40 protein-coding genes are annotated in these 20,916 nt (G+C 51.2%); 36 read left to right on the top strand and 4 right to left on the bottom strand.

Annotated features, from left to right (window positions below):
* Window positions 1-63 precede the first annotated feature (63 nt).
* Window positions 64-1,335 carry a tyrosine-type recombinase/integrase gene (locus tag CIG75_RS19285; protein ID WP_094238105.1) on the bottom strand — a complete coding sequence of 424 codons (1,272 nt, stop codon included), beginning with the start codon at window positions 1,333-1,335 and terminating at the stop codon, window positions 64-66.
* A gap of 402 nt (window positions 1,336-1,737) precedes the next feature.
* Here CIG75_RS19285 and CIG75_RS19280 point away from each other — a divergent pair, with 402 nt between their 5' ends.
* The 4 genes from CIG75_RS19280 to CIG75_RS19275 all read left to right on the top strand — a co-directional run bounded on the left by CIG75_RS19280 (window position 1,738) and on the right by CIG75_RS19275 (window position 3,621).
* Window positions 1,738-2,898, top strand: a complete 1,161-nt coding sequence (locus tag CIG75_RS19280) for a transcriptional regulator (RefSeq protein WP_094238104.1) — start codon at window positions 1,738-1,740, stop codon at window positions 2,896-2,898.
* A 1-nt stretch (window position 2,899) separates the two neighbouring features.
* Window positions 2,900-3,055 (top strand): hypothetical protein, encoded by a 156-nt coding sequence (locus CIG75_RS20890; RefSeq protein ID WP_157729658.1) that lies wholly within the window; start codon window positions 2,900-2,902, stop codon window positions 3,053-3,055.
* Between the two features lie 126 nt (window positions 3,056-3,181).
* The gene (locus CIG75_RS21500; protein ID WP_265415048.1) at window positions 3,182-3,316 is read left to right on the top strand and encodes a hypothetical protein; all 135 of its coding nucleotides are present in this window, start codon (window positions 3,182-3,184) and stop codon (window positions 3,314-3,316) included.
* Window positions 3,313-3,621 (top strand): hypothetical protein, encoded by a 309-nt coding sequence (locus CIG75_RS19275; protein WP_094238103.1) that lies wholly within the window; start codon window positions 3,313-3,315, stop codon window positions 3,619-3,621. Before CIG75_RS21500 ends, CIG75_RS19275 begins: the two co-directional genes overlap by 4 nt.
* Here CIG75_RS19275 and CIG75_RS19270 read toward each other — a convergent pair.
* The 3 genes from CIG75_RS19270 to CIG75_RS19260 form a co-directional block, all read right to left on the bottom strand.
* Window positions 3,614-4,201 carry a hypothetical protein gene (locus CIG75_RS19270; RefSeq protein WP_094238102.1) on the bottom strand — a complete coding sequence of 196 codons (588 nt, stop codon included), beginning with the start codon at window positions 4,199-4,201 and terminating at the stop codon, window positions 3,614-3,616. The genes CIG75_RS19275 and CIG75_RS19270 overlap by 8 nt on opposite strands.
* 76 nt (window positions 4,202-4,277) lie before the next feature.
* Complete coding sequence (locus CIG75_RS19265; RefSeq protein ID WP_094238101.1) at window positions 4,278-4,682, bottom strand: helix-turn-helix domain-containing protein; 405 nt, start codon at window positions 4,680-4,682, stop codon at window positions 4,278-4,280.
* 43 nt (window positions 4,683-4,725) lie between these two features.
* A complete protein-coding gene (locus tag CIG75_RS19260; RefSeq protein ID WP_157729657.1) occupies window positions 4,726-5,118 on the bottom strand; it encodes a helix-turn-helix domain-containing protein in 393 nt (130 codons plus the stop codon).
* 149 nt (window positions 5,119-5,267) lie between these two features.
* Here CIG75_RS19260 and CIG75_RS19255 point away from each other — a divergent pair, with 149 nt between their 5' ends.
* The 32 genes from CIG75_RS19255 to CIG75_RS19090 all read left to right on the top strand — a co-directional run bounded on the left by CIG75_RS19255 (window position 5,268) and on the right by CIG75_RS19090 (window position 20,912).
* Window positions 5,268-5,519: a helix-turn-helix domain-containing protein gene (locus tag CIG75_RS19255; RefSeq protein WP_094238099.1), complete on the top strand. Its 252-nt coding sequence runs from the start codon at window positions 5,268-5,270 to the stop codon at window positions 5,517-5,519.
* 77 nt (window positions 5,520-5,596) lie between these two features.
* Complete coding sequence (locus CIG75_RS19250) at window positions 5,597-5,866, top strand: MerR family transcriptional regulator (protein WP_094238098.1); 270 nt, start codon at window positions 5,597-5,599, stop codon at window positions 5,864-5,866.
* 57 nt (window positions 5,867-5,923) lie between these two features.
* Window positions 5,924-6,115, top strand: a complete 192-nt coding sequence (locus CIG75_RS19245; RefSeq protein ID WP_094238097.1) for a helix-turn-helix domain-containing protein — start codon at window positions 5,924-5,926, stop codon at window positions 6,113-6,115.
* A gap of 18 nt (window positions 6,116-6,133) precedes the next feature.
* Window positions 6,134-6,481 carry a hypothetical protein gene (locus CIG75_RS19240; protein WP_094238096.1) on the top strand — a complete coding sequence of 116 codons (348 nt, stop codon included), beginning with the start codon at window positions 6,134-6,136 and terminating at the stop codon, window positions 6,479-6,481.
* On the top strand, window positions 6,465-6,650 hold the full coding sequence (locus CIG75_RS19235) for a hypothetical protein (RefSeq protein ID WP_094238095.1): 186 nt from the start codon (window positions 6,465-6,467) through the stop codon (window positions 6,648-6,650). Before CIG75_RS19240 ends, CIG75_RS19235 begins: the two co-directional genes overlap by 17 nt.
* Window positions 6,650-6,931 (top strand): hypothetical protein, encoded by a 282-nt coding sequence (locus tag CIG75_RS19230; protein ID WP_094238094.1) that lies wholly within the window; start codon window positions 6,650-6,652, stop codon window positions 6,929-6,931. The genes CIG75_RS19235 and CIG75_RS19230 overlap by 1 nt, the downstream gene beginning before the upstream one ends.
* A 132-nt stretch (window positions 6,932-7,063) precedes the next feature.
* Complete coding sequence (locus tag CIG75_RS19225) at window positions 7,064-8,017, top strand: RecT family recombinase (RefSeq protein ID WP_094238093.1); 954 nt, start codon at window positions 7,064-7,066, stop codon at window positions 8,015-8,017.
* Window positions 8,018-8,128: 111 nt separating this feature from the next.
* The gene (locus tag CIG75_RS19220; protein ID WP_094238092.1) at window positions 8,129-8,413 is read left to right on the top strand and encodes a hypothetical protein; all 285 of its coding nucleotides are present in this window, start codon (window positions 8,129-8,131) and stop codon (window positions 8,411-8,413) included.
* An 11-nt stretch (window positions 8,414-8,424) separates the two neighbouring features.
* Window positions 8,425-8,784 carry a hypothetical protein gene (locus CIG75_RS19215; RefSeq protein ID WP_094238091.1) on the top strand — a complete coding sequence of 120 codons (360 nt, stop codon included), beginning with the start codon at window positions 8,425-8,427 and terminating at the stop codon, window positions 8,782-8,784.
* A 169-nt stretch (window positions 8,785-8,953) separates the two neighbouring features.
* Window positions 8,954-9,853: a hypothetical protein gene (locus tag CIG75_RS19210; RefSeq protein ID WP_094238090.1), complete on the top strand. Its 900-nt coding sequence runs from the start codon at window positions 8,954-8,956 to the stop codon at window positions 9,851-9,853.
* Window positions 9,850-11,238 carry a replicative DNA helicase gene (locus CIG75_RS19205; RefSeq protein WP_094238089.1) on the top strand — a complete coding sequence of 463 codons (1,389 nt, stop codon included), beginning with the start codon at window positions 9,850-9,852 and terminating at the stop codon, window positions 11,236-11,238. Before CIG75_RS19210 ends, CIG75_RS19205 begins: the two co-directional genes overlap by 4 nt.
* 6 nt (window positions 11,239-11,244) lie before the next feature.
* Complete coding sequence (locus tag CIG75_RS19200) at window positions 11,245-11,484, top strand: hypothetical protein (RefSeq protein ID WP_094238088.1); 240 nt, start codon at window positions 11,245-11,247, stop codon at window positions 11,482-11,484.
* Window positions 11,481-11,792, top strand: a complete 312-nt coding sequence (locus tag CIG75_RS19195) for a hypothetical protein (RefSeq protein WP_094238087.1) — start codon at window positions 11,481-11,483, stop codon at window positions 11,790-11,792. The genes CIG75_RS19200 and CIG75_RS19195 overlap by 4 nt, the downstream gene beginning before the upstream one ends.
* The gene (locus CIG75_RS19190) at window positions 11,789-12,070 is read left to right on the top strand and encodes a hypothetical protein (RefSeq protein WP_094238086.1); all 282 of its coding nucleotides are present in this window, start codon (window positions 11,789-11,791) and stop codon (window positions 12,068-12,070) included. The genes CIG75_RS19195 and CIG75_RS19190 overlap by 4 nt, the downstream gene beginning before the upstream one ends.
* Window positions 12,067-12,522 carry a hypothetical protein gene (locus tag CIG75_RS19185; RefSeq protein ID WP_094238085.1) on the top strand — a complete coding sequence of 152 codons (456 nt, stop codon included), beginning with the start codon at window positions 12,067-12,069 and terminating at the stop codon, window positions 12,520-12,522. The genes CIG75_RS19190 and CIG75_RS19185 overlap by 4 nt, the downstream gene beginning before the upstream one ends.
* Window positions 12,519-12,905, top strand: a complete 387-nt coding sequence (locus CIG75_RS19180; RefSeq protein WP_094238084.1) for a hypothetical protein — start codon at window positions 12,519-12,521, stop codon at window positions 12,903-12,905. Before CIG75_RS19185 ends, CIG75_RS19180 begins: the two co-directional genes overlap by 4 nt.
* Window positions 12,906-13,504: 599 nt before the next feature.
* On the top strand, window positions 13,505-14,023 hold the full coding sequence (locus CIG75_RS19165) for a hypothetical protein (protein ID WP_094238081.1): 519 nt from the start codon (window positions 13,505-13,507) through the stop codon (window positions 14,021-14,023).
* A gap of 35 nt (window positions 14,024-14,058) precedes the next feature.
* Window positions 14,059-14,505, top strand: coding sequence for a DUF1064 domain-containing protein (locus CIG75_RS19160; RefSeq protein WP_094238080.1), 447 nt, complete (start codon window positions 14,059-14,061; stop codon window positions 14,503-14,505).
* 34 nt (window positions 14,506-14,539) lie between these two features.
* Complete coding sequence (locus tag CIG75_RS19155) at window positions 14,540-14,788, top strand: hypothetical protein (protein WP_094238079.1); 249 nt, start codon at window positions 14,540-14,542, stop codon at window positions 14,786-14,788.
* Between the two features lie 196 nt (window positions 14,789-14,984).
* Window positions 14,985-15,275, top strand: coding sequence for a hypothetical protein (locus CIG75_RS19150; RefSeq protein WP_094238078.1), 291 nt, complete (start codon window positions 14,985-14,987; stop codon window positions 15,273-15,275).
* Between the two features lie 50 nt (window positions 15,276-15,325).
* A complete protein-coding gene (locus CIG75_RS19145; RefSeq protein ID WP_094238077.1) occupies window positions 15,326-16,231 on the top strand; it encodes a UvrB/UvrC motif-containing protein in 906 nt (301 codons plus the stop codon).
* Window positions 16,228-16,536: a hypothetical protein gene (locus CIG75_RS19140; RefSeq protein WP_094238076.1), complete on the top strand. Its 309-nt coding sequence runs from the start codon at window positions 16,228-16,230 to the stop codon at window positions 16,534-16,536. Before CIG75_RS19145 ends, CIG75_RS19140 begins: the two co-directional genes overlap by 4 nt.
* Before the next feature lie 183 nt (window positions 16,537-16,719).
* On the top strand, window positions 16,720-16,884 hold the full coding sequence (locus tag CIG75_RS20885) for a hypothetical protein (protein WP_157729656.1): 165 nt from the start codon (window positions 16,720-16,722) through the stop codon (window positions 16,882-16,884).
* On the top strand, window positions 16,881-17,060 hold the full coding sequence (locus CIG75_RS19130) for a hypothetical protein (RefSeq protein WP_094238074.1): 180 nt from the start codon (window positions 16,881-16,883) through the stop codon (window positions 17,058-17,060). The genes CIG75_RS20885 and CIG75_RS19130 overlap by 4 nt, the downstream gene beginning before the upstream one ends.
* The gene (locus tag CIG75_RS19125; RefSeq protein WP_094238073.1) at window positions 17,057-17,281 is read left to right on the top strand and encodes a hypothetical protein; all 225 of its coding nucleotides are present in this window, start codon (window positions 17,057-17,059) and stop codon (window positions 17,279-17,281) included. Before CIG75_RS19130 ends, CIG75_RS19125 begins: the two co-directional genes overlap by 4 nt.
* Window positions 17,282-17,286: 5 nt before the next feature.
* Window positions 17,287-17,631: a hypothetical protein gene (locus CIG75_RS19120; RefSeq protein ID WP_094238072.1), complete on the top strand. Its 345-nt coding sequence runs from the start codon at window positions 17,287-17,289 to the stop codon at window positions 17,629-17,631.
* Window positions 17,628-17,921 (top strand): nucleoside triphosphate pyrophosphohydrolase family protein, encoded by a 294-nt coding sequence (locus CIG75_RS19115; protein ID WP_094238071.1) that lies wholly within the window; start codon window positions 17,628-17,630, stop codon window positions 17,919-17,921. Before CIG75_RS19120 ends, CIG75_RS19115 begins: the two co-directional genes overlap by 4 nt.
* A 20-nt stretch (window positions 17,922-17,941) precedes the next feature.
* Window positions 17,942-18,343, top strand: a complete 402-nt coding sequence (locus CIG75_RS19110) for a SprT family zinc-dependent metalloprotease (protein ID WP_094238070.1) — start codon at window positions 17,942-17,944, stop codon at window positions 18,341-18,343.
* Entirely contained in the window at window positions 18,340-18,612 is a 273-nt protein-coding gene (locus CIG75_RS19105) for a DUF6440 family protein (RefSeq protein WP_094238069.1), read from the top strand. The genes CIG75_RS19110 and CIG75_RS19105 overlap by 4 nt, the downstream gene beginning before the upstream one ends.
* A 32-nt stretch (window positions 18,613-18,644) precedes the next feature.
* Window positions 18,645-19,787, top strand: coding sequence for a hypothetical protein (locus tag CIG75_RS19100; protein WP_094238068.1), 1,143 nt, complete (start codon window positions 18,645-18,647; stop codon window positions 19,785-19,787).
* Window positions 19,788-19,806: 19 nt separating this feature from the next.
* Window positions 19,807-20,124 carry a hypothetical protein gene (locus tag CIG75_RS19095; protein WP_094238067.1) on the top strand — a complete coding sequence of 106 codons (318 nt, stop codon included), beginning with the start codon at window positions 19,807-19,809 and terminating at the stop codon, window positions 20,122-20,124.
* Complete coding sequence (locus CIG75_RS19090; protein ID WP_094238066.1) at window positions 20,121-20,912, top strand: MmcB family DNA repair protein; 792 nt, start codon at window positions 20,121-20,123, stop codon at window positions 20,910-20,912. The genes CIG75_RS19095 and CIG75_RS19090 overlap by 4 nt, the downstream gene beginning before the upstream one ends.
* The last annotated feature ends 4 nt before the right edge of the window (window positions 20,913-20,916 follow it).

Raw genomic sequence — 20,916 nt, 5'->3', positions numbered from 1 at the left:
TGAAATATCAAGGGTTTACGAGCTTTGCGTTAAGCGTGTCCTAACTATGTCCTAACATTGCGCTCAAATTATGTGTTTTTTGAGCGCTGTCGTGACAGCGGCATCCATCTTCGTTGATACTTCCGTATCATTCGGGTAAACGTGAGAATAGCGAGCTGTCATATTTAGCGACGAGTGACCAAGGGCCTCTTTGATCTTGAACAAGTTCACTCCACCTTCGATCAACCATGAAGCGAACGTGTGACGGAGGGTGTGGATAGTAACACCTTCCAAATTACAGCGTGTTGTAACGCGCTGCATAAATTTCGTCAATCCACCGGGGTTATTGTGATCTCCAAGTGGTTTTGCGAAGACATATCCTAACCCGTTGTACGCCGCACCTGCTTGAAAGCGCTCTTTCTTCTGTCTTTTCACTTGGTTGTCAAGGATATCCGCCACAAGGTCTCCGTAATGAAGCGTACGTGACTTTTTGGTTTTTGTTGGTCCCTCTTCCCATGTTTTATCATACCCACGTTTAATTGCGCGACGTACAGTTAGGACGCGACGTTCCAGGTCGACATCTTCCCATTTCAATCCACATAATTCACCGCGTCTCATACCCATAACACATCCAAGGATGAACATTTCTGCCAAATGGGAACTTCTAGACCTCTTAATTTCTGATATTATCGCATCGAATTCTTCCCGTGTTAGAAATCTAGCTTCGCCTTCCTCAAGTCTCGGGGCGATCACATCGTCGAGAGGGTTTTCTTTAATTAGTCGCCAACGCTTCGCGGCTTCAAAAGCCGACTTCGCGACATCATAATGCCTCTTCACTGTGGACTTTGCTTTTCCGGCCTTCAGGCATTTCGTAAGAAATTGCTGAAATTGGATTGGCTGTAGTTCCTTCGCTATCATATGCCCGAACTCTTTCCTGACAGGGACCAAGCATGATTTTTGGGATTTGTAAGTATCTGCTTCCAAAAACAAACGAACATACTGTTCAAGGTATAAGTCGAATACCTGATCGACAGTGACGTCACCACCGATTGATGGCGGTGCTAAGTCCCCTTGATCAACCCTGCGCAGCATGTCCCTTAGTATTTTGTTTGCTTGTTTTTGTGTTGTAATCTTTACGCGCCGAGACTTATCAACACGGGCTCCTTTCTCGTCCACCCAGTTACCTTCTTCGTCCACGAGATGACTGATTTCCTTTTGCGGACGCTTACCTGTAATCGGGTCACGTGGGCCAAGGTTGAACTTCACAACATAGTTGCCAGTTTTCACCCCGCGTACTTTCTCTTCAAAAACGCTGCCGGTGCCTTTACTTCTCCTGCCTTTTCCTTTTGCAGCCATGTACAAAACCTCCTATTTAGAAAGTTGTGCTGGTAGGTCTATTCTAGCATCCGCTTCGATGTGATAGAATAGGACTTGTATATTACCTTCCAATTAGGAGGGTGCTGGTGCTGGATGACTACTCGCTTTGCTTGCGAGTGGTCATTTCTGCTATATGGGACATTTTTGATGAGATTTAGTTAATTTGGACTAGTGAATTTTAGATCAGAAAAAACGACCGGATTTCGAAATAGGTAGGGAAGTGTAGAAAATTCAATTTTTACACAACCAAATGAAGACTGCCGAGCGCTGGTAGTCTTTATTTGTATAAAGATGTCTCGTTCTTTTTTTAAAACCCTTGTTGATTGTAAATGAAACAAGGGGTACTATTAATATCAAGAATGTTGAGACGGCGGTGAAAAAGTGAAATTTGACAATGCTATGCCTATGAGAGTGATGGTTGGTCGCAACGTTCAGCGGGCTAGAATTATGAGAGGATACAAATCGGCTCGCCAGCTCGCTGAAAAATTATCGTTTAGCCATACAAAACTCAGTAATATCGAATCCGGAAAGACCGTTGCTTCTGCGAGCGATCTTAGGGAATTAACCGAAATGCTAAATGTTCCGGTTGGGTATTTCTATACAGATGCAAATGACGTACAAGAGACAATGCTTATTATTGAGTCATGCTTCAAAGGCGGATCGGGTGATCCCTTGAAAGCACAAGAGCTAACTGAAGATCTCATCGCAAGGGATTTACCGGACAAATTGAGAGAATACCTCTTAACCGCACTTGTCCGGATCATGATGCTACAGGGGAAACATAGGAAGGCGCTTGAATTATTGGAAGAATTACTAGGTGAAGTATCCAATGTAACGTCTGAATATTATTTCAAGACGTTGTATAACATAGCCCTGTGCCATTACCACTTGCAAGACTACCATAAGGCGCTGACTTTTTATCGTAGAGCTGAACAACATACAATCGACGAGGTTATGCTGTGTAGAATCAAACAAATGCTCGGGGTAATTTACGGTAAAATCGGGGATCTCACCTCCGCACTTGAAATGCATATGTTTACAAGAGGTTTCTACAAGGAAAAGCGCCTTTTGAAAGATGAATTGCAAGCAATCCAGAACATCGGTGAGATTTATGAACGCCAAGGGGATTTCGAGAACGCGACATTGTTTTATCAAGAAGCAAACAGCATTGCCTTCAGTCTTAATGTCCGTCATTCCATAGGATTCACAGGTGTCTCTCTGGCGAAACTGCTTGTTAAACAACAAAGATTCAATGACGCATCGATCATTATTAGAAAATGCATACCCTTTGTAGACAAATCGTATTCGCCGCCGCATCACGCAGAATTTCTATTTTTGCTTTCTCAGTGTGAAACGTCCAACAGCACAACGCTACTCGAAGCTGCTTTTTCGGTGTCTAAACATACAGACGACCACCAACTAACAGCTCGTATCTCCTCTCGTCTTGGTGAAATTTCGGAGGAGTGTGGTGACAATGAGAATGCGTTACTGTACTATAAAAGGGCATCGAAATCTTTCGAATTATCCAAAATGGGGGATTGAAATGAAAAAGATTATGACATGTTTATTGTTTGCAGTTGTCATCGGGCTTGCATTTGGGGGATATGCATTAACCGATGGACAAAAATCTATACAACCTTCGTACGCTGATCCTCATCCAGTAGATCCGGTTGGTGCTCCGAAGAAACCATCCGCGTAAACGACTTGTAAAGTTTCCGTGTCGAATTTTGTCGATGTAAACCGAATTGCGACACACACCTATTAGAAAACCTCGGCTTGGTTTATCATCAACTTATGATGATGAACGAAAAGCGGAGGTGTTTTTTTGAAGAAGCAGGCAACTGAATCTCTGAACCTCTATGACATGACTCGAACTTCTGATGCGCCACTGGAATTGAAGATGGCGATCATGTCGTTTATCGACCGAGAAGAAAATAAATTAGAGGTGAGTGGCGCATGATCACACACCTCGACCGAATCATAGCTGCCAACGCCGAGTGGCTTGAGAAGAATGCCGATCATGCCGACTACCCGAAAGTAGCGCAGGCCACGGCGCAGATCGCGGAGCTGGCAAGGGGCATAGAAAAAACCGCCGATGGGACGGCGGTTTGTGAAGATACAGAAGGCGATCTTGTGTTGGAGATTGTTGATGAAATGCGTATCGCTAAAGAACTCCTCCTGTTCGGTGCTGAAAGAAAATATTTACAACAGTCTTTTTCTGGTGCATTAAATATATTGCTGCAACGACTTTCGTTATCTAGTTAGTAACCGCCTCAACGGCTGCATCTAACAGATACTTGATTGCTCGAGCGGTAAATTTTTTACCTGATCCACTTAGGGTTGTTGTGATGGATTCGCTTGTCTCAGGAGTGATCTCTTTTTTCTCACTTATGTCTTTAATCGCCGCATTGATCATCTCTTCGATTTGAATCTTCTCATTATCACCCAAGCTTCGATCTTCTCTCAGCTCGCTTTTCGTTTGATTGAACGAATTCGCAACGGATACATTCCCGGTCATACTGAACGCCGAGAATGAGTTGTTGCCGGTTATGTTCAAGAAGTTTTGAGGGGGTTGAAATTCTCTGTTGAACTCTGATGGTGAAGACACGAGATTGAGCCCGCGACTTGTTAGAGTGATTGAAGCATAATGGACGCCGAGAACCTTAAAAAGTTTTACGTATCCTTCCCCTTCGAGGAAATCGACAAACATATACGTATTCTTTTCTGGAAGCCCCAAGAGAATTGCAACTTCATCTTTATTGAGACGGGCTAGTCTGAGCCCGCCTTCAGTTGCTAATTGGCTCAAGCGCTGGAGTATGATTCTACATCCAATCTTTAATTCCATTTCTATCACCTCCTTTCGTACAAGGAGGCTCTAGCTGCCTGACAATGACGCGCCTCGCCCTGCCTACATGGTAGGGCTATTCTTTTGCCGCCAACTTCTTCAAAATCCTTATATCGATCTCACTATCCTCAACGCGCCGCACCAGCTCGCCGATCTGCTCGTTGCTGGTGCGCAGCTCCGCCAGCTCAGCGGCTAGCTTGTCCATTTTCACGTCTAACGCTTCCAGGTAGCGTAGCACCCTATCGTCAGTTGGTGGAGCCGATACGGTGCCGTTGTGCTCTTCTGTGCGGCCAAGGAGGAAGTCTGTGGAGACACCAAGTGCATTGGCCATTTTTATAGTGAGATCGAAATTTGGTTCTCTGTTATTTTTTTCATATGCACAGTAAGACGATTCCGCAACTCCGATAATTTTAGAGATATCATTTTGTGTCATTCCGAGTTTTTTTCGTGAAGCCCTAAGTCTGTCGCCGAATGTAGACATGTAGTTTCACCCCAAAACGAAACCCCCTCGCTAAGAAGGGGGTCTATTTTTGTTCCTGATTCTCTTGGCTTCGCATCCACATTTTCACGAGCATACGTAACTCGTCGGCAGCATCTTTCGAAAGTGGCGGAAGTCCCTCTTTCATTGGGATCTTGTCAGCCATCTCCAATATATCTTCTACGGTGTATCCCTTTTGGTTAGAATCCAGAGCTTGTGTGCCACTTTTATCATCTTTGCCATACTCACCAGTTAGAAGATAACTCAATTCTTCTTCGTAAAGTTCAGCGTACGCTTTGAGGGTTTCTACGTCCGGTTCATATTTATCATTTTCATGCTTAGACACCGTAGTGAAGTCGATTCCCAATGTCTGAGCAACATCAGACTGAGTCAACCGTTTTTTCTTACGTGCTTCCTTCAACCTTTGGCCGAGCGTCACTGCACGCACCCCCTGTAAATCAATATATCAATTTTGACGAATCATCAAAATAATTTTGAGGAAATAGCAAAATACCGTTGACTATTGAGTATTCCTCAAGTATTATAGAGACAAGAACTTGAGCAAACATCAAATAAGGTGGTGATTACATGAAACCTGAAATCCTTGAAGAGTATCGACTGAAAAAAGGATTGAGCATAACCGAGGTTGCAAGCCAGATGGGGAAGACGCCCGGTTGGTACTCTCGCATCAAGGATGGGAAGCAAGGCCTGCATCCGAAGTACGTGGCGCAACTAGCGAGTGTACTTGGTGTTAAACCCGAAAAATTATCCCGAGAATATTTTTTTGGGAACGAACTTGAGCAAAGCGCAAGTTGTGCAAATAAAACTGTTTCTGCCTGACAATTCTTGATAAATCCATTTTAGCAACTTTTCAACATCGTGCATAGCAACATACGTTCGGGAAGGAGTTGTGAACTATGAAAAAAGTAACAAAGTTGCCGAACCTGATGGAAACCGCGATGACGACGGAAGAACTGATTGAGATTCTGCCAGTTGCCCTGACACCTAATCACATGATGGAATTGTTCGGCCTGTCTAGACAGACCGCATACGACCTTTGGGAACTTCCAGACTTCCCTGGTTTCCGCGTAGGGGTTAGGAAGCTAGTCACCTGTGAAGCGCTCCTTCGATACATGAAGTTCCCGAGCGTAGTGAAGCAGGCGGTCGCCTTGAGGGAGGTGATCTAAACATGTCTTGGACAAACACTCATCCAATTTTAGATTAACTCAGGAGGTGAATCACAAATGAGCCAAGGAACCATCATCCGCGAAAAGAGGTTGCAAAGCGGACTCACGCAAACCGAGCTGGCGCAAGGAATCTGCACTCCCAGCATGATCTCGCAGATCGAAGCGGGTAAGGCGAATCCGTCGCGACAACTGCTTGAAAAGTTAGCGGAACGGCTGGGTGTACCAGTTGAGGCGCTGGAAGTTCACTAAAACGAAAGGGTGATCAACATGGCAAACACTATCGCGCTCCAAAAGGAAATGGAGACCGCTAAAGCGGCGCTGGAAAGCATCGCACAATCAGCTCTCGGCATCAACAGCAACGCGCGCTTGTTCGCCCGCCACGGCGAAGAGATGCACCTGCACTATGCAGAACGCATCCATGAGCAGGTCGGCAAGGAACTGGCAGTCCTGCGCCGTGCCTACGAACGCAAGAAAGCGTATGACGAAGCCTACACGGCCGCATGCCGATCGGCCTACCAAGTCGGATACGACACTGGTCATGAGGTTGGCATGAAAGAGCGTGGTGGCTTCCATCTCACAGTTACGGAGGTAACGCTACATGTTGGCAGTCGCTGAGTCCGCGCAAGATGCGATTGAACGCTTCAATGCACTCTGCAACTCCTGTACGGCTTATGCAAGCGCAGAACGCCGCCTGAAGCAGTGTCCGACTTGCAACATCGAAACGATGCGGAATGCAACGCTGGTGGACGAGACGCGGCGGCTGAACGCGAGGGGGCGGGGCTGATGCAAGTTGATGACATCCAACCTGCCGTGCTCGACCTGCTGGCCTGCTCGAAGGTTGATTGCCGGACGAATTTCTTAGGCTACTGTGATCGCTTCGGCGGCTCGGAGTTCGTGGATGTAGAGTTCGCGGACGGGGAGAACTGCACCGACTACAAGCCGGATGACCGCAAGTGTGGCGAGTGTGGAGATGAGAAAGACGCGGTACCAGTGCATTACGGTGCGGATGCGGACGGGCTACGCGGAATCTACGCTACCTTGCCGATCTGCCCGAATTGTGGGTGAGGAGGTGGCGCTTATGCGAAAGGGCAATGAAAAAGGCCCGCTGCGGGAACAGCGGACCTAGGAAAGCAACGAACAAAATTTTCTACGGCAAGTGTACCACAACAACTGAAAACGATCAATGGAGGGGCAGAGATGAGCACAGCAAGCAATTTGGCGGTGATCAACGGCGGTTCCGCACTACCAACTCTCAATACCAGCAACGAACAGAAAATCCAAGCCATCCGCGATACAGTGGCGAAGGGCGCGACGGACGCAGAATTCACGATGCTCATGCATCTCGCGAACACCTACAAGTTGGACCCGTTCCTCAAAGAAATCTGGTTCATCAAATACAACGGCAAAGACCCGACCATCTTGGTCAGCCGGGATGGCTTACGCAACTACGCAATGCGTCAAGAAGACTTCCTTGGGATGCTGAGCTTCGAAGTGCGACAGGGTGACACATTCAAGTTCAACCCGATCAGCGGAGAGATTCAACACGAGATCGGGGACGGCACCGGGCTCATCACCAAATGCTACTGCATCATCAAGCGGAAAGATAAGCCCGACCACATCGAGATCATCGACTTCAAGGAGTATTACGACGCGCTGAGTCAAAAAAATCCCGTCTGGCGGTCACACCCGAGCGCGATGGGCAAAAAGACAGTTGAGGTCCTAGGGTTGAAAAAATGCTACACGATAACAGGCTTGTATGCGCCGGAAGAAATGGGCATGCAAGAGCCGATGGACATCACCGACCAAGTTGAAGTTGTTGATCAGCAACCACCGACGATGATGCACACACAACAGCACCAACAACCGCCGCGCCAGCAGAATCACCCAACAGCGAACGCGGACGGACCTTCTGAAGCCCAGATCAAGTATATGCACAGGCTGAAGAATGACAAAGGAATTTCGGAAAACGACTTCCGCCAAATGATGGCTGAGATGTGCGGAGGGAAACTCAGCGCGAAAGACTTGTCCAAGAAGGAAGCCAGCGAGTTTATCAACTTCCTGAATGCCTACCAACCGCAACCTGGCTTTGTGCCGGAGGGTGAAGGTAACGGCAATAAAATCGAGATCGACGACGATAACATTGGTTTCTAGGAGGCAAGCATCATTACAAACCTTGCTGATCAGCCGGCTTATACTGTTGCGAAGCCTAACCACAAGCGCAACAAACCGAAGCGCAAGCAACTGACAGCGATCACCCCGGCCGTGGCAGAAGAAGTCCGCCGCCGGGCGGCTGGTCAGTGCGAGCGGTGCGGACGGAACAAGCCGAATGACTTCGCCTACAAGTTGGAGCTGGCGCACCTGCAAGGACGCGGTCAGATCGGTAGAGGCGACCAACCTTGGAACGTAGCGGCGCTGTGCGGCCCGCAAGTCAACACAGGTACTTGCCACAACTGGTTGGACCACAACCGCAAGTCTACACGAGCCTGGACGAACGCCAAGATTGACGAGTTGAAAACCAAATATGATCCGGCAGACTGGCCGGAGTAGGAGCGATAGAAATGATCAAAGTAGACACCGATGTCCTGCGTGAGCTTGCAGGAACGTTGCGAGTATTAGCAAATGGCGGAACGCAACACGCACACAACATCGAAGCGGCAGCAGACACCATCGACCGCCTGCGCGGTGAAAACGGCCACCCGAGCATCAAACTGCACCAATGCCCGACTTGCAACGAAGCGGCAACGGCAGGCTCTTGGGATGCTGCCACTCGCACGATGTACGGCTCTGGAAGTGTTAAGATCGATAACCCCGATGTGATCGTTGCAGAAACCTACTTCGTTTGCCCGAACGTCGAGTGCGGCGTTGAGGCTACGCTGAATCAAATCAAGACCATGACGGTAGGAGTTGAGCGCACATGACGATAGCCTACGGCGTGCGCATGGGTGGCAAATGGAAGCAGGCGGTATTCTTGTACACCGCGCCTCAGAAATCCTCTCAGACAAGCAAATAGAACGGTAGGTGATAACCCTGAGTGCCCAAAGCTATAGCCTCCCGATCTACAGCGGGATACTGGAGCACCGCAAACGGATGGGGATGGCGATCTACTTATTCATCTGGTGTATCGACAGGACGACAAAGGAGTATCCCGACCCGAACCGACCTGGGCAATTCAGGGGAGTCGTCTACGGTGGTCGGTGGGTCACTTGCAAGGAGATCGGTGATGAGATCGAAGCCTCTGCCGACACCGTAAAAAACGAAATTAAGAAGTTGAAAGACGGCGGGTACATAACCGCCGAAAGACAGGCTCACGGATTCAAAATCGAGGTGCTGAACTCTAAAAAGTGGATGGTCAGAAAGGGAGAAAGTTCCCTATCTAGATCGGGAGAATCTTCCCCTTCTAGAAGTGGAGAAAGTTCCCTATCTGAACCAGAAAGGGGGAAAGTTCCCTATCTAGATCAGGAAGATGTTCCACTTCTAGATAGGGAGGATGTTCCCTATCCAATAGACATAGCATTAGACTCTGGAAAAGATTTAAAAGCTGCTGCTTTATCAACACAAGAGGATATAGAAACACAAGCTGGCGGGGTGCCGTCATCCGTGGGCCAAGAGCCTGAAAGAAATACCAGCGACCTACTCAACCTCGATGACAATGACAAGACTTACGCAGCGGTTTACGAGTACGCGACCGCGAAATTGCAATCGCATTTCCTCGACGGATTTGATCCTCCGGTGATGTGGGCTTGGATACACGATGGAATCCCGCTTGAAACGATCCGCGAAGGGATCGACAAAGCTTTTGCTGAGTACAAGCCTAAACGCATGGGTCTGAAGATCAAGACGATTCGCTACTGCGATGGCAAGATACGTGACCTTCATCACGCAAAACTCGAAGCGCAACAGGTATCGGCGCAGTTGGCCGCATCGAGTGCACCACCTGAACTTGCAGATTGGGAAAAAGAGTTGCAAAGGAGGATGACCGGAGCATGACGACAGCAGGCGAACAAATCGAATCAACTTCGCCGCCTTTGAGCGAATCAGCCATCAACGAAAAACTGCTGGTTGGAGTCCTGCTGCAACTTGCAACGTTCCAACCCGAAGCGTTGTCCGAAGCGGTTCAAATCGTGCACCCGTCAGACTTTCAAGTCCGGAAGAACACGCAAGTCGTTACCGCGATGATGGAGTTGGACATCGAAGAAAAGCCTTATGGAGTTGTCGAGGTATATAGCAGGATGGGTGGTGGCGGCGAGACAGTGCAGTATCTTATGGACTGCGAAGGCTTCTCACGCAACTACGGACACACGTTTATGGTCACGGATTACGCCCACAAGGTGCGCGAAGCATCGGAGCGACGGAGACTGATTAAAGCAGCCGAGCAGATCAAGGCGTTGGCGATGTCTGGCGACTACGGCACCAACCGCGAGTTGTTCGACAAAGCCGAAAGCATGCTGTCCGCTGTAGAGCCGCTGGAGTTGACACCGACCGGTCCGGTGCCTGTCACGGACAAGCTCAGCAAGTACCTGGATGACTTGACAGAACGGTACCAGCAAGCGAAGAACGGTGAAATGCCGCCGATGGGGCTTATGACCGGGCTGACTGACCTTGATCTCCTTTGGACAGGATTGAAACCTCGCAAATACTACGTATTCGCGGCGCGCCCGGCGATGGGAAAAACGGCGTTTCTCCTGCACATCTTGATGTCGGTTGTTGAGCAGTACGACGATGTCTACGCGGTCATGTTTTCTGCGGAAATGGCATTCGATGACGAAATGATCAACCGCATGATCGCGAACCGGGGGCGGATCGATCAAGGTAAGCTCCAAACCGCGATGCTCGATGAACACGATTGGGGGCGCGTCTCTGGAGCGGTTGGTAGGCTGAATCCGCGCCTCATGATCGACGACACCGAAGGCATGACCATGACGCATATACGCCGTGAAGCACGAAAGATTCGTCGTCAGATCGGCAAGGACAAAAAGTTGATCATTGCGGTCGATTACTTGCAACTGATCGAAGGTCCGAAGCAAATCAATGATGATGAATACAGACTCAACTCGTACCTGTCCAAGCAGTTGAACAAGATGAAAAAGTCGCTGGACGCAACGATCATCGCGCTGTCGCAGTTGAATCGCGATTTGGAGAAACGAGCCGACAAACGGCCGGGACCTTCTGATATTCGAGGCTCCGGACAGATCGAGCAAGACGCAGACCTGATCGCCTTCCTTTACCGCGACGAGGTGTACAACCCGGACACGGACGAAAAAAACGTTCTAGAGGTCATTACCTCGAAACAGCGGGCTGGAAAGATTGGTGTAAGAAAACTAATTTTTGCCAAAGAGTTCGGAAGAATCGAATCCTTCGCATTAGGAGCGTGATCATACATGCTACATCGCGAGAAACCGAATCCACTTCTACAACGCCGAAAGCAAGAACTTCTGATGCGCTACGTCGGGAAGAGCGAGAAGGCGATCCGCCGACTCGTGACCGCTGCGCTGGGAGAATTCAAAATCATGCGTGAAATGACGATCGAAGATGTAGAACGAGTCATCCAGCACATTGACGCGCTTCCGATCACGATGCAAGGTGGCATCTTCGACTTCGGGGACGAGGTGGCATCATGAAGCACCCGCTAGTAGACATCGACATCATCATCACAAAAGACCTCAACGATAACTTCAAGTCCGGCGATCGGGCCGTGATCTGCGAGGTAGACCACTGGCACCCGAAGCCGACAGACTCCACACTCGACTATCGAGTAGAACGCAACGGTATCAGCAAGTGGATCGCAAGAAAGAACTTCGACTTCGCGCCCTTGGATGAGTTCCGCGATGAGCTGGAAGAAGCGCCTGCCGCACCGCCTGTTACGGTGCTGGCCGATAGCACAGCAACACAACTCAGCCTGTTTGGTGGAGAGGAGGCAACTGCATGAAAATGACCTTGTCGAAGAAGTGGAAACAATTCGCGGCGACACTCGAAGCACTAGGGTATGAGGTGGAGTGCCAAATGTGGGACAGAGGCAACAGCTGGTACATCTGGCAAAACGGAGAGATCATGTTCGAGCTGTACAACCACTCCGCCGGATACACAACTACAGATCGCGACGGCGTGAGGGTTGAGCACCACAGTGCAAAGAAAGCACGAAATGCGGCGTACCAATGGCTTCTCCAACGCCACTGCGTAATCGGGATGGGGGTGGCAACCGCATGACACAGCAACTTACAGTAAAGCAACGTGAAAAGCTTGGGCCGTTGTTCCGGTCGGCGGTAGAAAGTTGGGAGTCGCGTGGTTACACCGTATCCACGTTAGGAAGCTCAACCGACGAAGAGGTGAACGACCTATATATCAAGTCAGAGGCAGTCGATTTTCGCCTACTGAGCAATGGCGTGGTGGTAGCGTACAAGCCGTTCTATCAGAGCCGACACTTCAGCGTTCGACAACCAGACACAAGACAGAGAATGATCGACACGGCCAACGACTGGCTCAAGATTGTCGAAGATCCGCAAGTGCTGATGAACGTGAAACTCTTGCTTGACATCATCCAACGAATCCACGACGCTCCGTTGACATACAAGATGGCGGCGGCCACGAAGGAGATCGAACAACTTAACGACGCGGCAGATGCCATCTGCGAGATAGCGGTAAGGGAGAAGACGATATGACTCAAAACGGGCTACGTGATGCATTAGAAAAATGCAAAGAAAGTATTCGCCGAATCACCAAGCCGATAGCTGATCAATTCTTCCCGCCGCTGAACCGCCTGACGGACGAGCAGAAGCGGACATTCAGCCGAGAGTGGAATTCACTCTTCGACGGACTTGCAGCGCAGGGCTGGCGAATTGAGTGGATCAACGGAGAGTTGAACATCAGCAAAGCGGAATACCGCATCCGCGCCAGCCTTGATCACGGGCGCTTGGTGATGGCTCTCGGACGAGTCAGATCAGATCAGAGCTTCGAAGGAACGGATGAAAGCGCGCGGACGGTACTGTTCTTCTGGACGCTCGGTCTGGACGGATACTTGCAGCGCGAGGAGGAGTCGGCATGATTATCAGACACTGCCCAAGTTGCTATGGAGTCCGCGTGATCGGCGCGTGTGACTGTCGGATGGCCGAGACGGGTAAGAAGGGAGAGAAGCGGGGATGAGTGAGACAAAGGAATGCGCTAAGTGCGGAGACGACCTTTCGCCAAAGAGTGAAGAAGAGCTGTGCTCCGACTGCAAACAGGAAGAAATTGAAGCAAACGAGATCGATACAGTGGACAAAGACTATCCAACTTGCCCGCACTGTGGTAACGAAGACCACGACTGGTGCGAAGGAACTCTCACGGAGGATGGGGATGTAGAGTGGCATCGGTGCCATAGATGCCAAAAGTCATACAAGGTCACCATGCATATCGTTGCAACATTCACCACGGAGAAGTTTGGAGGGGATGAGCGGTGAGCAGCACAACAGCCACCGCTCAACAAGCGATTAAGACAAAGCGCGGCTGGCACGAAACACTGCCGCTGCCAAAGATAGAACAGGCAAAGCTTTACCGCCGCGTGCTCAAAGGACTCGGCTATAGAACAAGAGCACCACAAGAACGTGAGAGTGGCTTTGTGATTCGATATAGACCGCTCCTGCAGCGCGAAAGGGGATAGACGAGATGGAAGACGCAAAACGCATCGAGGAGCTGCTTTACCTTGTCGGCCGGTTGGAGAGATTCATCACCGCTTTCAAGACTTACAGCGACTCTGTCAAAAACAAAGAGTTCGGCGACATTGCAAAGCTCGACAGATTTAACAAGAATTTTTTGAAAGAAGGTGAATCGCTCGAAGGGTTCATCGAACAACTTCAAGCGGCGGCTGCGGCAAATGAGCACAGCGTTGATGAGTTGGTGGGGTTGGTACACAGACTGGCAATCTTCCTGGTGGATCTGGACAGCTACAACCGCTGGGTGACTCACACACCTCTGACCAAAGACATGGATCAGAACATGCCACATCCTGACGCGATGAGATATTACGATGCGATCTGGAGCGCGTTGGACAGAACTGGCGGTGAGTGGCAAAACCACCTTGAGGATAGAATCTGGGCAGCTTTGCCTAAGCATTTTGAAAGACCGGAGCGGATTGCAATGTATTTGCCGGGCGGTCGTCGGAATCCTGAATACTTTGATTTTTAGACCGCGCCCGTCTGGGCGCTGAGAGGAGGGGGAGCATGAAACGCAACAAGTACGGAGCCAAGAAGACAACGATCGGCAACATCACCTTCGACTCGAAGATGGAGTCCAAGTATTACCTGCAGCTGCTGACGCTCCAGAAGGCCGGGAAGATCACGGACCTGCGCCTGCAGCCGAAGTACCTCCTTCAAGAGAAGTTTCGGCGCGACGGCAAGACAGTCAGCGCGATCCACTACGTAGCCGACTTCGAATACCGCAACCATAACGGCCTGCTGATCGTTGTGGACGTAAAAGGCGCGGAGACAGTGGACTTCAAGATCAAGAAGAAGCTGTTTCTGCACAAGTACCCGGAGCACATCCTGAAAGTGGTCACCGAGCACAACGGGTCGTTCATCGACTTGTACAAAACAAAGAAGCTGGAATCGGATCGTAAGAAGGCAGTGAAGAAGCTGCTGAAACGCGCCAAGGGGAGCGGGGCGGCATGACCGTCCTGACACACATACAGGAAGGTGGGGTAGCGTGAACATCTTTCAAGAGGTTGAGCTGAAACAAACGGCAATCGCTGTTATTCGAGCGACGACAACATTGAAAAACAGCATGACAAAGCTTGAAAGTCAGCTCCGAGCGATCGGCTTCGATGTAGAGCACATTCGGAATTTTGATGGTCCGACGACGCAAATCGAGTACGGAGAAATCAAGACATGGAGTGATTTTAAAGTATCTCTTGAGCAGTTCGAAAAAGATTTCGGTAAGCGCAAATCGGAGTAAGCGACAAGAGAAAGGAGGAGCGGTGATGAGGAGGGCAGAGGAGTACGATGGTTACCTCCCGAGCATTGGGCGCTACTCGATAGGTGATAGGGTGGACTACCTTAGCCCAAGGTTCTCAGGCGAAAAAATCTCAAGATGGGTTGAGACTCATGGCTACATTTTCCTCTGTAACGACGTGCATGGCGGTGGTGTCGTAATGCGGCACTGGGTGCCGGAAGAAAACAAGTACTACCCGTGCTACTGTCCGACAATTAAAGACGATGAATCGCAAGAGAAATGGCGGCGCACCAAATGTTCCGATCTCACGCAGGAACAGAAAGCGCAACAGGAAGCGTGCCTGCTGTCGGCCGCGGAGTGGTACGAAAGCAACTATCACCGCCCTTATCCTTTCAACTACCTGATTGGCCGCGAGGTGTCGGCGCACTTCATCGAGCCGCCTGCGCAACCGCCGCCGATCGAGCAATATGAGCAGATGCGCCTTTTCTAAATCGGAGCGGGCGGTACTAACCGCCCAGCCCTAAGGGAGAGTGAAGAAGGGTGACAATCAATCGACAAGGCACGGTAAGATTCGGAGATGCTGCTCTGTACATCTCGGAAAGTCCAGAGGAATCAGTCTTCGGAGAGTGGGGGAAGCAATTTAAACGGCAGGTGTTCAAGCGAATCGTTCAGCAACTCAATCGGATGGGGTGGGAGTTGGAAGTTCCCGCAGGCATGATCGAACGATATGGCCGCAGTTTTGCAGAGGACCACCGAATCGGTCGGAAGGGTGACTTGCAAGGCGAACTCGAAATGACTGGCCGATGCATTGAGTTTAAAATGTGGCAAGATGTTGCGAACATCACTCGGGAAGATGGAGACGGACGGTACGAGTTTGACAAAGAAGAAAAAATGCCCTATCTGCTCCGTTTGGAAATGGAACGGACACGGCGCAAGATCCGCGACTATCTCTGCAACGTGTTTGCGGGTTACGAATTTGAGATAGTCAAAGGAAAGTCTGTAATGAGAGGACCCGGTCATCTGACGGCGTTGGAATGGATCGAGCAAGACTACAGAAACTGCTACCACTATAACCAGGAACTTGGTAGACGAGGCGGCGACGAATACGCCTTCAACAGCAAATCCGCAGACGGCGGCAAAGTGACGCACGGTGCGAAAGTCTACACAACCGATTACAACGGGCGAATTATCGTTGGAACCGCCTATTACAACATCAACAACATGTGGTGGGTGGTATCCGGTAAGTACGGTTTGCGGAACAAGGCCAGCTTTGAAATCTATACTTCGCATCCCGGAGATCTGAAGCGCAAGCGGAATGATAGAACACGCTTAAACCGTCTGGAAAGCGAGATGAAAAAAGCTGTTGCGGTCATGGACTTCAAACGGGCCGATGCACTCAAACCCCTGTTGCTTGATGCGCGTCAGAAAGGAGAGACCACTGCATGATCAAAGCAAAGCAACTCACTCCTGAAGAGGTGGCGAAGATCGCAGAGAACCGAGATGACTACGCATCGCGGAACACGATCGGGGACCTCCTCGGCCACATCGCATGGCTGGAACAGCAAAACGCCAAGCAAGCGGAGCGGATCGCTCGGCATGAGAAGATCGAAAAAGAGCAAGGCGATGCCTTGAAAGAGGTGGCTCGACTATCGGATCAGTCAAATATCGACTGCGAAACCTGCGACGGTTGCGGTGATCCGCTTGGTGGTCCGTGTGACGATTGCTGGCCGGAAGATGGTGAGCATGAATGAAGACCATCCTCACCGATGAAGAAGCAGCCAAGACATTCGGAATCAAACCGAGAGCGAGGATTCTCTGGTCTGAGGCAAACTTTGCTCTGAATCCTGATCAAGTATGGATGTTCGAGTATGAGCGAAACAGCAAGAACAAACGACGTGTCCGCCAACTGGTAGGTGGAAAGGGGCGTTAACAGCATGGAATTCCGCAAGTTCAGAGTATGGGAGTTCGCAGAAGGGGCCGAGTATGGTTCGCTGATCGGCGAAGACCTTTGGGAGACGGAGGCGCGGCTTTTGGTCAAGATGGCACCACCCGAGCTGGAGCGCATCATGGAGCCGATGAATGGCGGTGAGTTCGTGTGAACGGACGGACACATGGCAAAGGTCAGCCCATCGAGCTGAACGACCGCAAACGCCAAGGAACTGGCGCAGGAGAGGTGACAACACGCATCCTGTCGCCAGAGGAGTTGGATGAAGTGCTCAAAAGACTGCATGCGCCGGAGCGGCGGGAGTGGCCGACATCGGTGGTGGCGAGATGAAGATCAAATGGCACCGAGCGGTAGACTTTGTGTCGCTGATTGTGGCCGTGAAATGGTTCGGGGTGCTGCTCTCATGGGCAACACTCCCGAACGACCCGTGGCGGGACAATGGGCGCATCGTGCGCTTCGGTACGTTCACCAAGCGCGGGAAGCACACGAATGGCCGCGCCTTCATCACCGGGCGGTTAAGCGTGACGCTGGCAAGACCGAGCAGGAGGTGAGTGGAGTGGGTAAGCCGACCACCTACGTTGACGGAGCAGGGCGGGAACGGTGCGCTAGAACTGGTGATGAAGTAAAGCGCTGCACGTGTACCGAACACGACCGGGTTGAGCGAAATCGGCTCGGAATTCCATTTCACGAGGAGATTCCAAAAGCTCGCGACAAGTTGGAATTGATTATGCCAGATGGAGAGGAAGTCGAGGTGCAAGTTCTGACCGTTCACTCAACGGAGTGGTGGAAGACCACGAAAGGTCTGCAAGGCGTAAAGATCGACTTTACGTTCCGTGTTCTGGACGTACAGAAGGCAGGGCGGCCTAAGCTACAACTGATCAGAGGGGAGACAACCACATGAACGAAGTGTTGCAAAGCATAGCCGAAGAACGAGCACGCCAAGACGCCAAGTGGGGAGAACAGAACCACGACCCGATCGTTTGGATCGGCATCCTAGGGGAGGAGTTCGGGGAACTCAGCCAGGCGGTACTCGAAACGCATTTCGACAATGGGCCGACTGAGCGACTGAAAGGCGGCTACGAAAACATGCGGGCCGAAGCGGTGCAAGTAGCGGCGGTTGCTGTTGCCATGATCGAAGCGCTTGATCGGCAACATGCCCTCGATACTCTGCGGCAGGCTACTGGGTACTGAGTATGAGAGGTGATCTCACGTTGGAGCAGCTGAAAAAAGCCGCTAATGAGCTGTCCCAAAAACACTGGGGCGTGGACTACACCGGAGAGATCGAACTTACTAACGCCAAGTGGAAAAACAGACAAGCTTGCTACTTGATCTGGCCGAATGCACCAGAGAAAACGGTAGTCATCCAGATGAGTCACTATGTGAATCGTACTCTCACGCGCTACGAGGTTTTGGACAACCTCCTGCACGAGCTCGTCCACTGGCAGCTACACCAATCGGGAAAGAAATTTCACGACGACGACCAGGAGTTCGTAGACGAATGCCTCCGAGTTGGGGCACCCATCAGCGGCACGAAAAAAGCTGGGATGGCCGCTCGGAAGTGGGCAGAGCAGCAATGGGGCAAGAAGTTATACGAGAGGGGAGAAACGGGATGAAGATAGCGGCAGGTACTGTGCTTGTACTCTACGCTTTGATGGCGGTCGGATGTGGTGAGCAGGCGGAATCGGAGACAAGCAAACAACGTTTCAAACAAAGTGGCGGTTGGACAAGAGGTGAAAGCGCGTACTACATTCTGACCGACACAGAAACCGACTGCAAGTATCTCGAAGTTGAAAACGGTAGCGGATACGGCATTACGGCGCTGCTTGATGCAAATGGCGAGCCGGTCTGCAACAAGTCGGCACAGAGGAGCAACGGGAAGTAAACCGTTGCTAAACAAAAAAGCGAGGTGAGGAGATGGACTACTACAGTGTGAAAGCCCGCCAGCGAGAAACAGCATTTTTCCGTCGTGCCGGACCGGGAGTCAGTTTCCGCACCGGGACCGGGCGGACAAACACGATCACAGAGATCACGGAAGACGTGGTATTTTTCCAGACAGCGAAGAGCAAACGGCCCGCACGTATCAGCCGCCAGAAGCTGCGTGACGCGCTCCGGCACATGTACGTGCGCCGCTCAGCAACACGACGCGAGATGGAGCGGTACGCTGCCTACAACAGCGCACTACTCGGTCTGGTGTCAATCATCCTCGCGGGGCTGACGAAGATCACTAGAACGGTCCGGGGGCTCCTGCGGCTCACGATGCTCGGCATCAGGTACTTCTTCAGCGGCTGCGAGCGCGACCCGAAGGCGCTGCAGATCGTCCGGCAGCAAGGCGGCTTGATGGCGCTCATGAGCTACCACTGGCTCAGGAAGGACACGACAGAACGGTGGATGAGCTACATGCAAGACCTCGGCTTCACCGCGCAGGATGAAGCGAGCGTACTGCTCGACAGTGGCGCATTCAGCGTCTGGAACGCCGCCCAGCGGGGCGCAGACGTGGAGATCACGGTTGAAGAGTACGCGGACTTCATTGAGCGCAACAAACACTGGCTGTGGGGCTGGATGAACTTGGACGTGATCGGCGACGATGCGGCGACACGCAGGAACTATGAGTACCTGATCGCCAGAGGACTCCGTCCGATCCCGGTGTGGCCGATCACCGGCTCGCTCGACGAGTTGGCCCGAATCGTGGAGGAGGATCACGAACTGGTAGCGATCGGAGGAACGGCCATTCAGCTCCAACGGATGCAGCACCGCAAAGTTCGCGAGAAGTTGACTGCGGTGGCGAGGAGGTTCGGTAGAGTGCAGAACTTTCACCTTCTTGGCTGCGCGGTTATCGGCATCTTGAAAGAGTTCGCACACATCCTGGTATCGGCGGACTCGAAAGCACCTACATCTGTCACCGGGAACGGAAGGGTCATTACCAAGTACGGCCAGCGTCAAGCAAAGGAGTTGGAACGCGAGGAGCGCACCATCCGGAGCGTCCGGGAGTTCGTGAAGTTGGAGAGTTACCTGCCGCAGGGCTACGCGCGGGCCACGCAGATAGCGGCGACATTCTAAACAAAGAGGTGAGATGGAGATGAACACACACACGACGAAAGGATTCAGCATCGTGGAGCCTGACGAGGAACATGCCAACTGCTCTTTTTGCAAGCTGGGCATTCCGCATACGGTCATTGAGATTCAGACTGAAGGCGGGTGGTTATCCATCCCGACATGCGCCCAATGCCAAACCGTGATGACGATAACTCTGGCCCGTGACATTGCTACAGATGCTGGTTATGAGGATACTCCGCAAGGTTTAGCTGAGTTCGTGTCCACACTGGATTGGGAAGGCCGCGAACCGGTAGAAGGGCGTGATATGCCGGAGGAAAGAGAGGATGGGAGATCAAGATGAGCGAGAAGGTCCGCGCAGATCAGATCACGCACGCATTGCAACAGCGTCACCGCGAAGACCTGTTCATCACTGAATGCAAGACCGGTCCGACGCAGATCACACGCGACGAGAAGCTCTTGAAGTTCGACGCACTGGCGATCAAAAAGAGCTGGACACAGCCGTGCATCACTGGCTACGAGGTAAAAGTTGACCGCCAAGACTTCCTCCGCGACGAAAAATGGCCCGGCTACATGAAGCACTGTCACCGCTTCTCGTTCGTCTGCCCGCACGGCCTGATCCAGCCCGAAGAGTTGCCAGATGACGTAGGGCTGATCTACTACAAGCCGGAGAAGGGGACGCTCTACACGAAGCGCAAGGCGCTGTACCGCAACATTGTGATGAGCTCCGACATGCTCTACTACATCCTTCTTTCACGCACTGAGTCTGACCGCCATCCCTTCTTCTCGACTCAACGCGAAATGTTGGAGGCCTTTGTTCTGGACAAAGCTGAACGCCGTGAACTCTCGCGCCATGTAAACTCCAAGATGAAAGACGAATTGCTGGAACTGAGGAGCAATCTGGACACCTCATCGCGGAAAATCGAAAGGGATCGAGAAAGACTTGAAATTTTAGAACGCACCAACGACATCATCCTCGACATTGCAGGCTTCTCGATGTACCGGCAGGACAGTGAGGAGAAGTTGAAAGAAGCGCTAGCCGCTGGTATGTCGGACGGCTTGAAGCAGAAATTGATTCGCTTGATTAATGGCGCCAAGGACATTGAAAAAATCCTCGGTAGCGGGGTGTAGGAGG

The organism is Tumebacillus algifaecis (assembly GCF_002243515.1).
Lineage (GTDB): Bacteria > Bacillota > Bacilli > Tumebacillales > Tumebacillaceae > Tumebacillus_A > Tumebacillus_A algifaecis.
The sequence above is the reverse complement of the archived record's forward strand: the minus strand, read 5'-3'. Positions and strand labels throughout refer to the sequence as shown.

What these genes read in the sequence shown, in the direction of transcription:
- CIG75_RS19285 (WP_094238105.1), bottom strand. Translation starts at nt 1,335, where the DNA reads ATGGCTGCAAAAGGAAAAGGCAGGAGAAGTAAAGGCACCGGCAGCGTT.
- CIG75_RS20890 (WP_157729658.1), top strand. Translation starts at nt 2,900, where the DNA reads ATGAAAAAGATTATGACATGTTTATTGTTTGCAGTTGTCATCGGGCTT.
- CIG75_RS19275 (WP_094238103.1), top strand. Translation starts at nt 3,313, where the DNA reads ATGATCACACACCTCGACCGAATCATAGCTGCCAACGCCGAGTGGCTT.
- CIG75_RS19270 (WP_094238102.1), bottom strand. Translation starts at nt 4,201, where the DNA reads ATGGAATTAAAGATTGGATGTAGAATCATACTCCAGCGCTTGAGCCAA.
- CIG75_RS19265 (WP_094238101.1), bottom strand. Translation starts at nt 4,682, where the DNA reads ATGTCTACATTCGGCGACAGACTTAGGGCTTCACGAAAAAAACTCGGA.
- CIG75_RS19255 (WP_094238099.1), top strand. Translation starts at nt 5,268, where the DNA reads ATGAAACCTGAAATCCTTGAAGAGTATCGACTGAAAAAAGGATTGAGC.
- CIG75_RS19250 (WP_094238098.1), top strand. Translation starts at nt 5,597, where the DNA reads ATGAAAAAAGTAACAAAGTTGCCGAACCTGATGGAAACCGCGATGACG.
- CIG75_RS19245 (WP_094238097.1), top strand. Translation starts at nt 5,924, where the DNA reads ATGAGCCAAGGAACCATCATCCGCGAAAAGAGGTTGCAAAGCGGACTC.
- CIG75_RS19240 (WP_094238096.1), top strand. Translation starts at nt 6,134, where the DNA reads ATGGCAAACACTATCGCGCTCCAAAAGGAAATGGAGACCGCTAAAGCG.
- CIG75_RS19235 (WP_094238095.1), top strand. Translation starts at nt 6,465, where the DNA reads ATGTTGGCAGTCGCTGAGTCCGCGCAAGATGCGATTGAACGCTTCAAT.
- CIG75_RS19230 (WP_094238094.1), top strand. Translation starts at nt 6,650, where the DNA reads ATGCAAGTTGATGACATCCAACCTGCCGTGCTCGACCTGCTGGCCTGC.
- CIG75_RS19225 (WP_094238093.1), top strand. Translation starts at nt 7,064, where the DNA reads ATGAGCACAGCAAGCAATTTGGCGGTGATCAACGGCGGTTCCGCACTA.
- CIG75_RS19215 (WP_094238091.1), top strand. Translation starts at nt 8,425, where the DNA reads ATGATCAAAGTAGACACCGATGTCCTGCGTGAGCTTGCAGGAACGTTG.
- CIG75_RS19210 (WP_094238090.1), top strand. Translation starts at nt 8,954, where the DNA reads ATGGGGATGGCGATCTACTTATTCATCTGGTGTATCGACAGGACGACA.
- CIG75_RS19205 (WP_094238089.1), top strand. Translation starts at nt 9,850, where the DNA reads ATGACGACAGCAGGCGAACAAATCGAATCAACTTCGCCGCCTTTGAGC.
- CIG75_RS19200 (WP_094238088.1), top strand. Translation starts at nt 11,245, where the DNA reads ATGCTACATCGCGAGAAACCGAATCCACTTCTACAACGCCGAAAGCAA.
- CIG75_RS19195 (WP_094238087.1), top strand. Translation starts at nt 11,481, where the DNA reads ATGAAGCACCCGCTAGTAGACATCGACATCATCATCACAAAAGACCTC.
- CIG75_RS19190 (WP_094238086.1), top strand. Translation starts at nt 11,789, where the DNA reads ATGAAAATGACCTTGTCGAAGAAGTGGAAACAATTCGCGGCGACACTC.
- CIG75_RS19185 (WP_094238085.1), top strand. Translation starts at nt 12,067, where the DNA reads ATGACACAGCAACTTACAGTAAAGCAACGTGAAAAGCTTGGGCCGTTG.
- CIG75_RS19180 (WP_094238084.1), top strand. Translation starts at nt 12,519, where the DNA reads ATGACTCAAAACGGGCTACGTGATGCATTAGAAAAATGCAAAGAAAGT.
- CIG75_RS19165 (WP_094238081.1), top strand. Translation starts at nt 13,505, where the DNA reads ATGGAAGACGCAAAACGCATCGAGGAGCTGCTTTACCTTGTCGGCCGG.
- CIG75_RS19160 (WP_094238080.1), top strand. Translation starts at nt 14,059, where the DNA reads ATGAAACGCAACAAGTACGGAGCCAAGAAGACAACGATCGGCAACATC.
- CIG75_RS19150 (WP_094238078.1), top strand. Translation starts at nt 14,985, where the DNA reads ATGCGGCACTGGGTGCCGGAAGAAAACAAGTACTACCCGTGCTACTGT.
- CIG75_RS19140 (WP_094238076.1), top strand. Translation starts at nt 16,228, where the DNA reads ATGATCAAAGCAAAGCAACTCACTCCTGAAGAGGTGGCGAAGATCGCA.
- CIG75_RS20885 (WP_157729656.1), top strand. Translation starts at nt 16,720, where the DNA reads ATGGAATTCCGCAAGTTCAGAGTATGGGAGTTCGCAGAAGGGGCCGAG.
- CIG75_RS19125 (WP_094238073.1), top strand. Translation starts at nt 17,057, where the DNA reads ATGAAGATCAAATGGCACCGAGCGGTAGACTTTGTGTCGCTGATTGTG.
- CIG75_RS19115 (WP_094238071.1), top strand. Translation starts at nt 17,628, where the DNA reads ATGAACGAAGTGTTGCAAAGCATAGCCGAAGAACGAGCACGCCAAGAC.
- CIG75_RS19105 (WP_094238069.1), top strand. Translation starts at nt 18,340, where the DNA reads ATGAAGATAGCGGCAGGTACTGTGCTTGTACTCTACGCTTTGATGGCG.
- CIG75_RS19100 (WP_094238068.1), top strand. Translation starts at nt 18,645, where the DNA reads ATGGACTACTACAGTGTGAAAGCCCGCCAGCGAGAAACAGCATTTTTC.
- CIG75_RS19095 (WP_094238067.1), top strand. Translation starts at nt 19,807, where the DNA reads ATGAACACACACACGACGAAAGGATTCAGCATCGTGGAGCCTGACGAG.
- CIG75_RS19090 (WP_094238066.1), top strand. Translation starts at nt 20,121, where the DNA reads ATGAGCGAGAAGGTCCGCGCAGATCAGATCACGCACGCATTGCAACAG.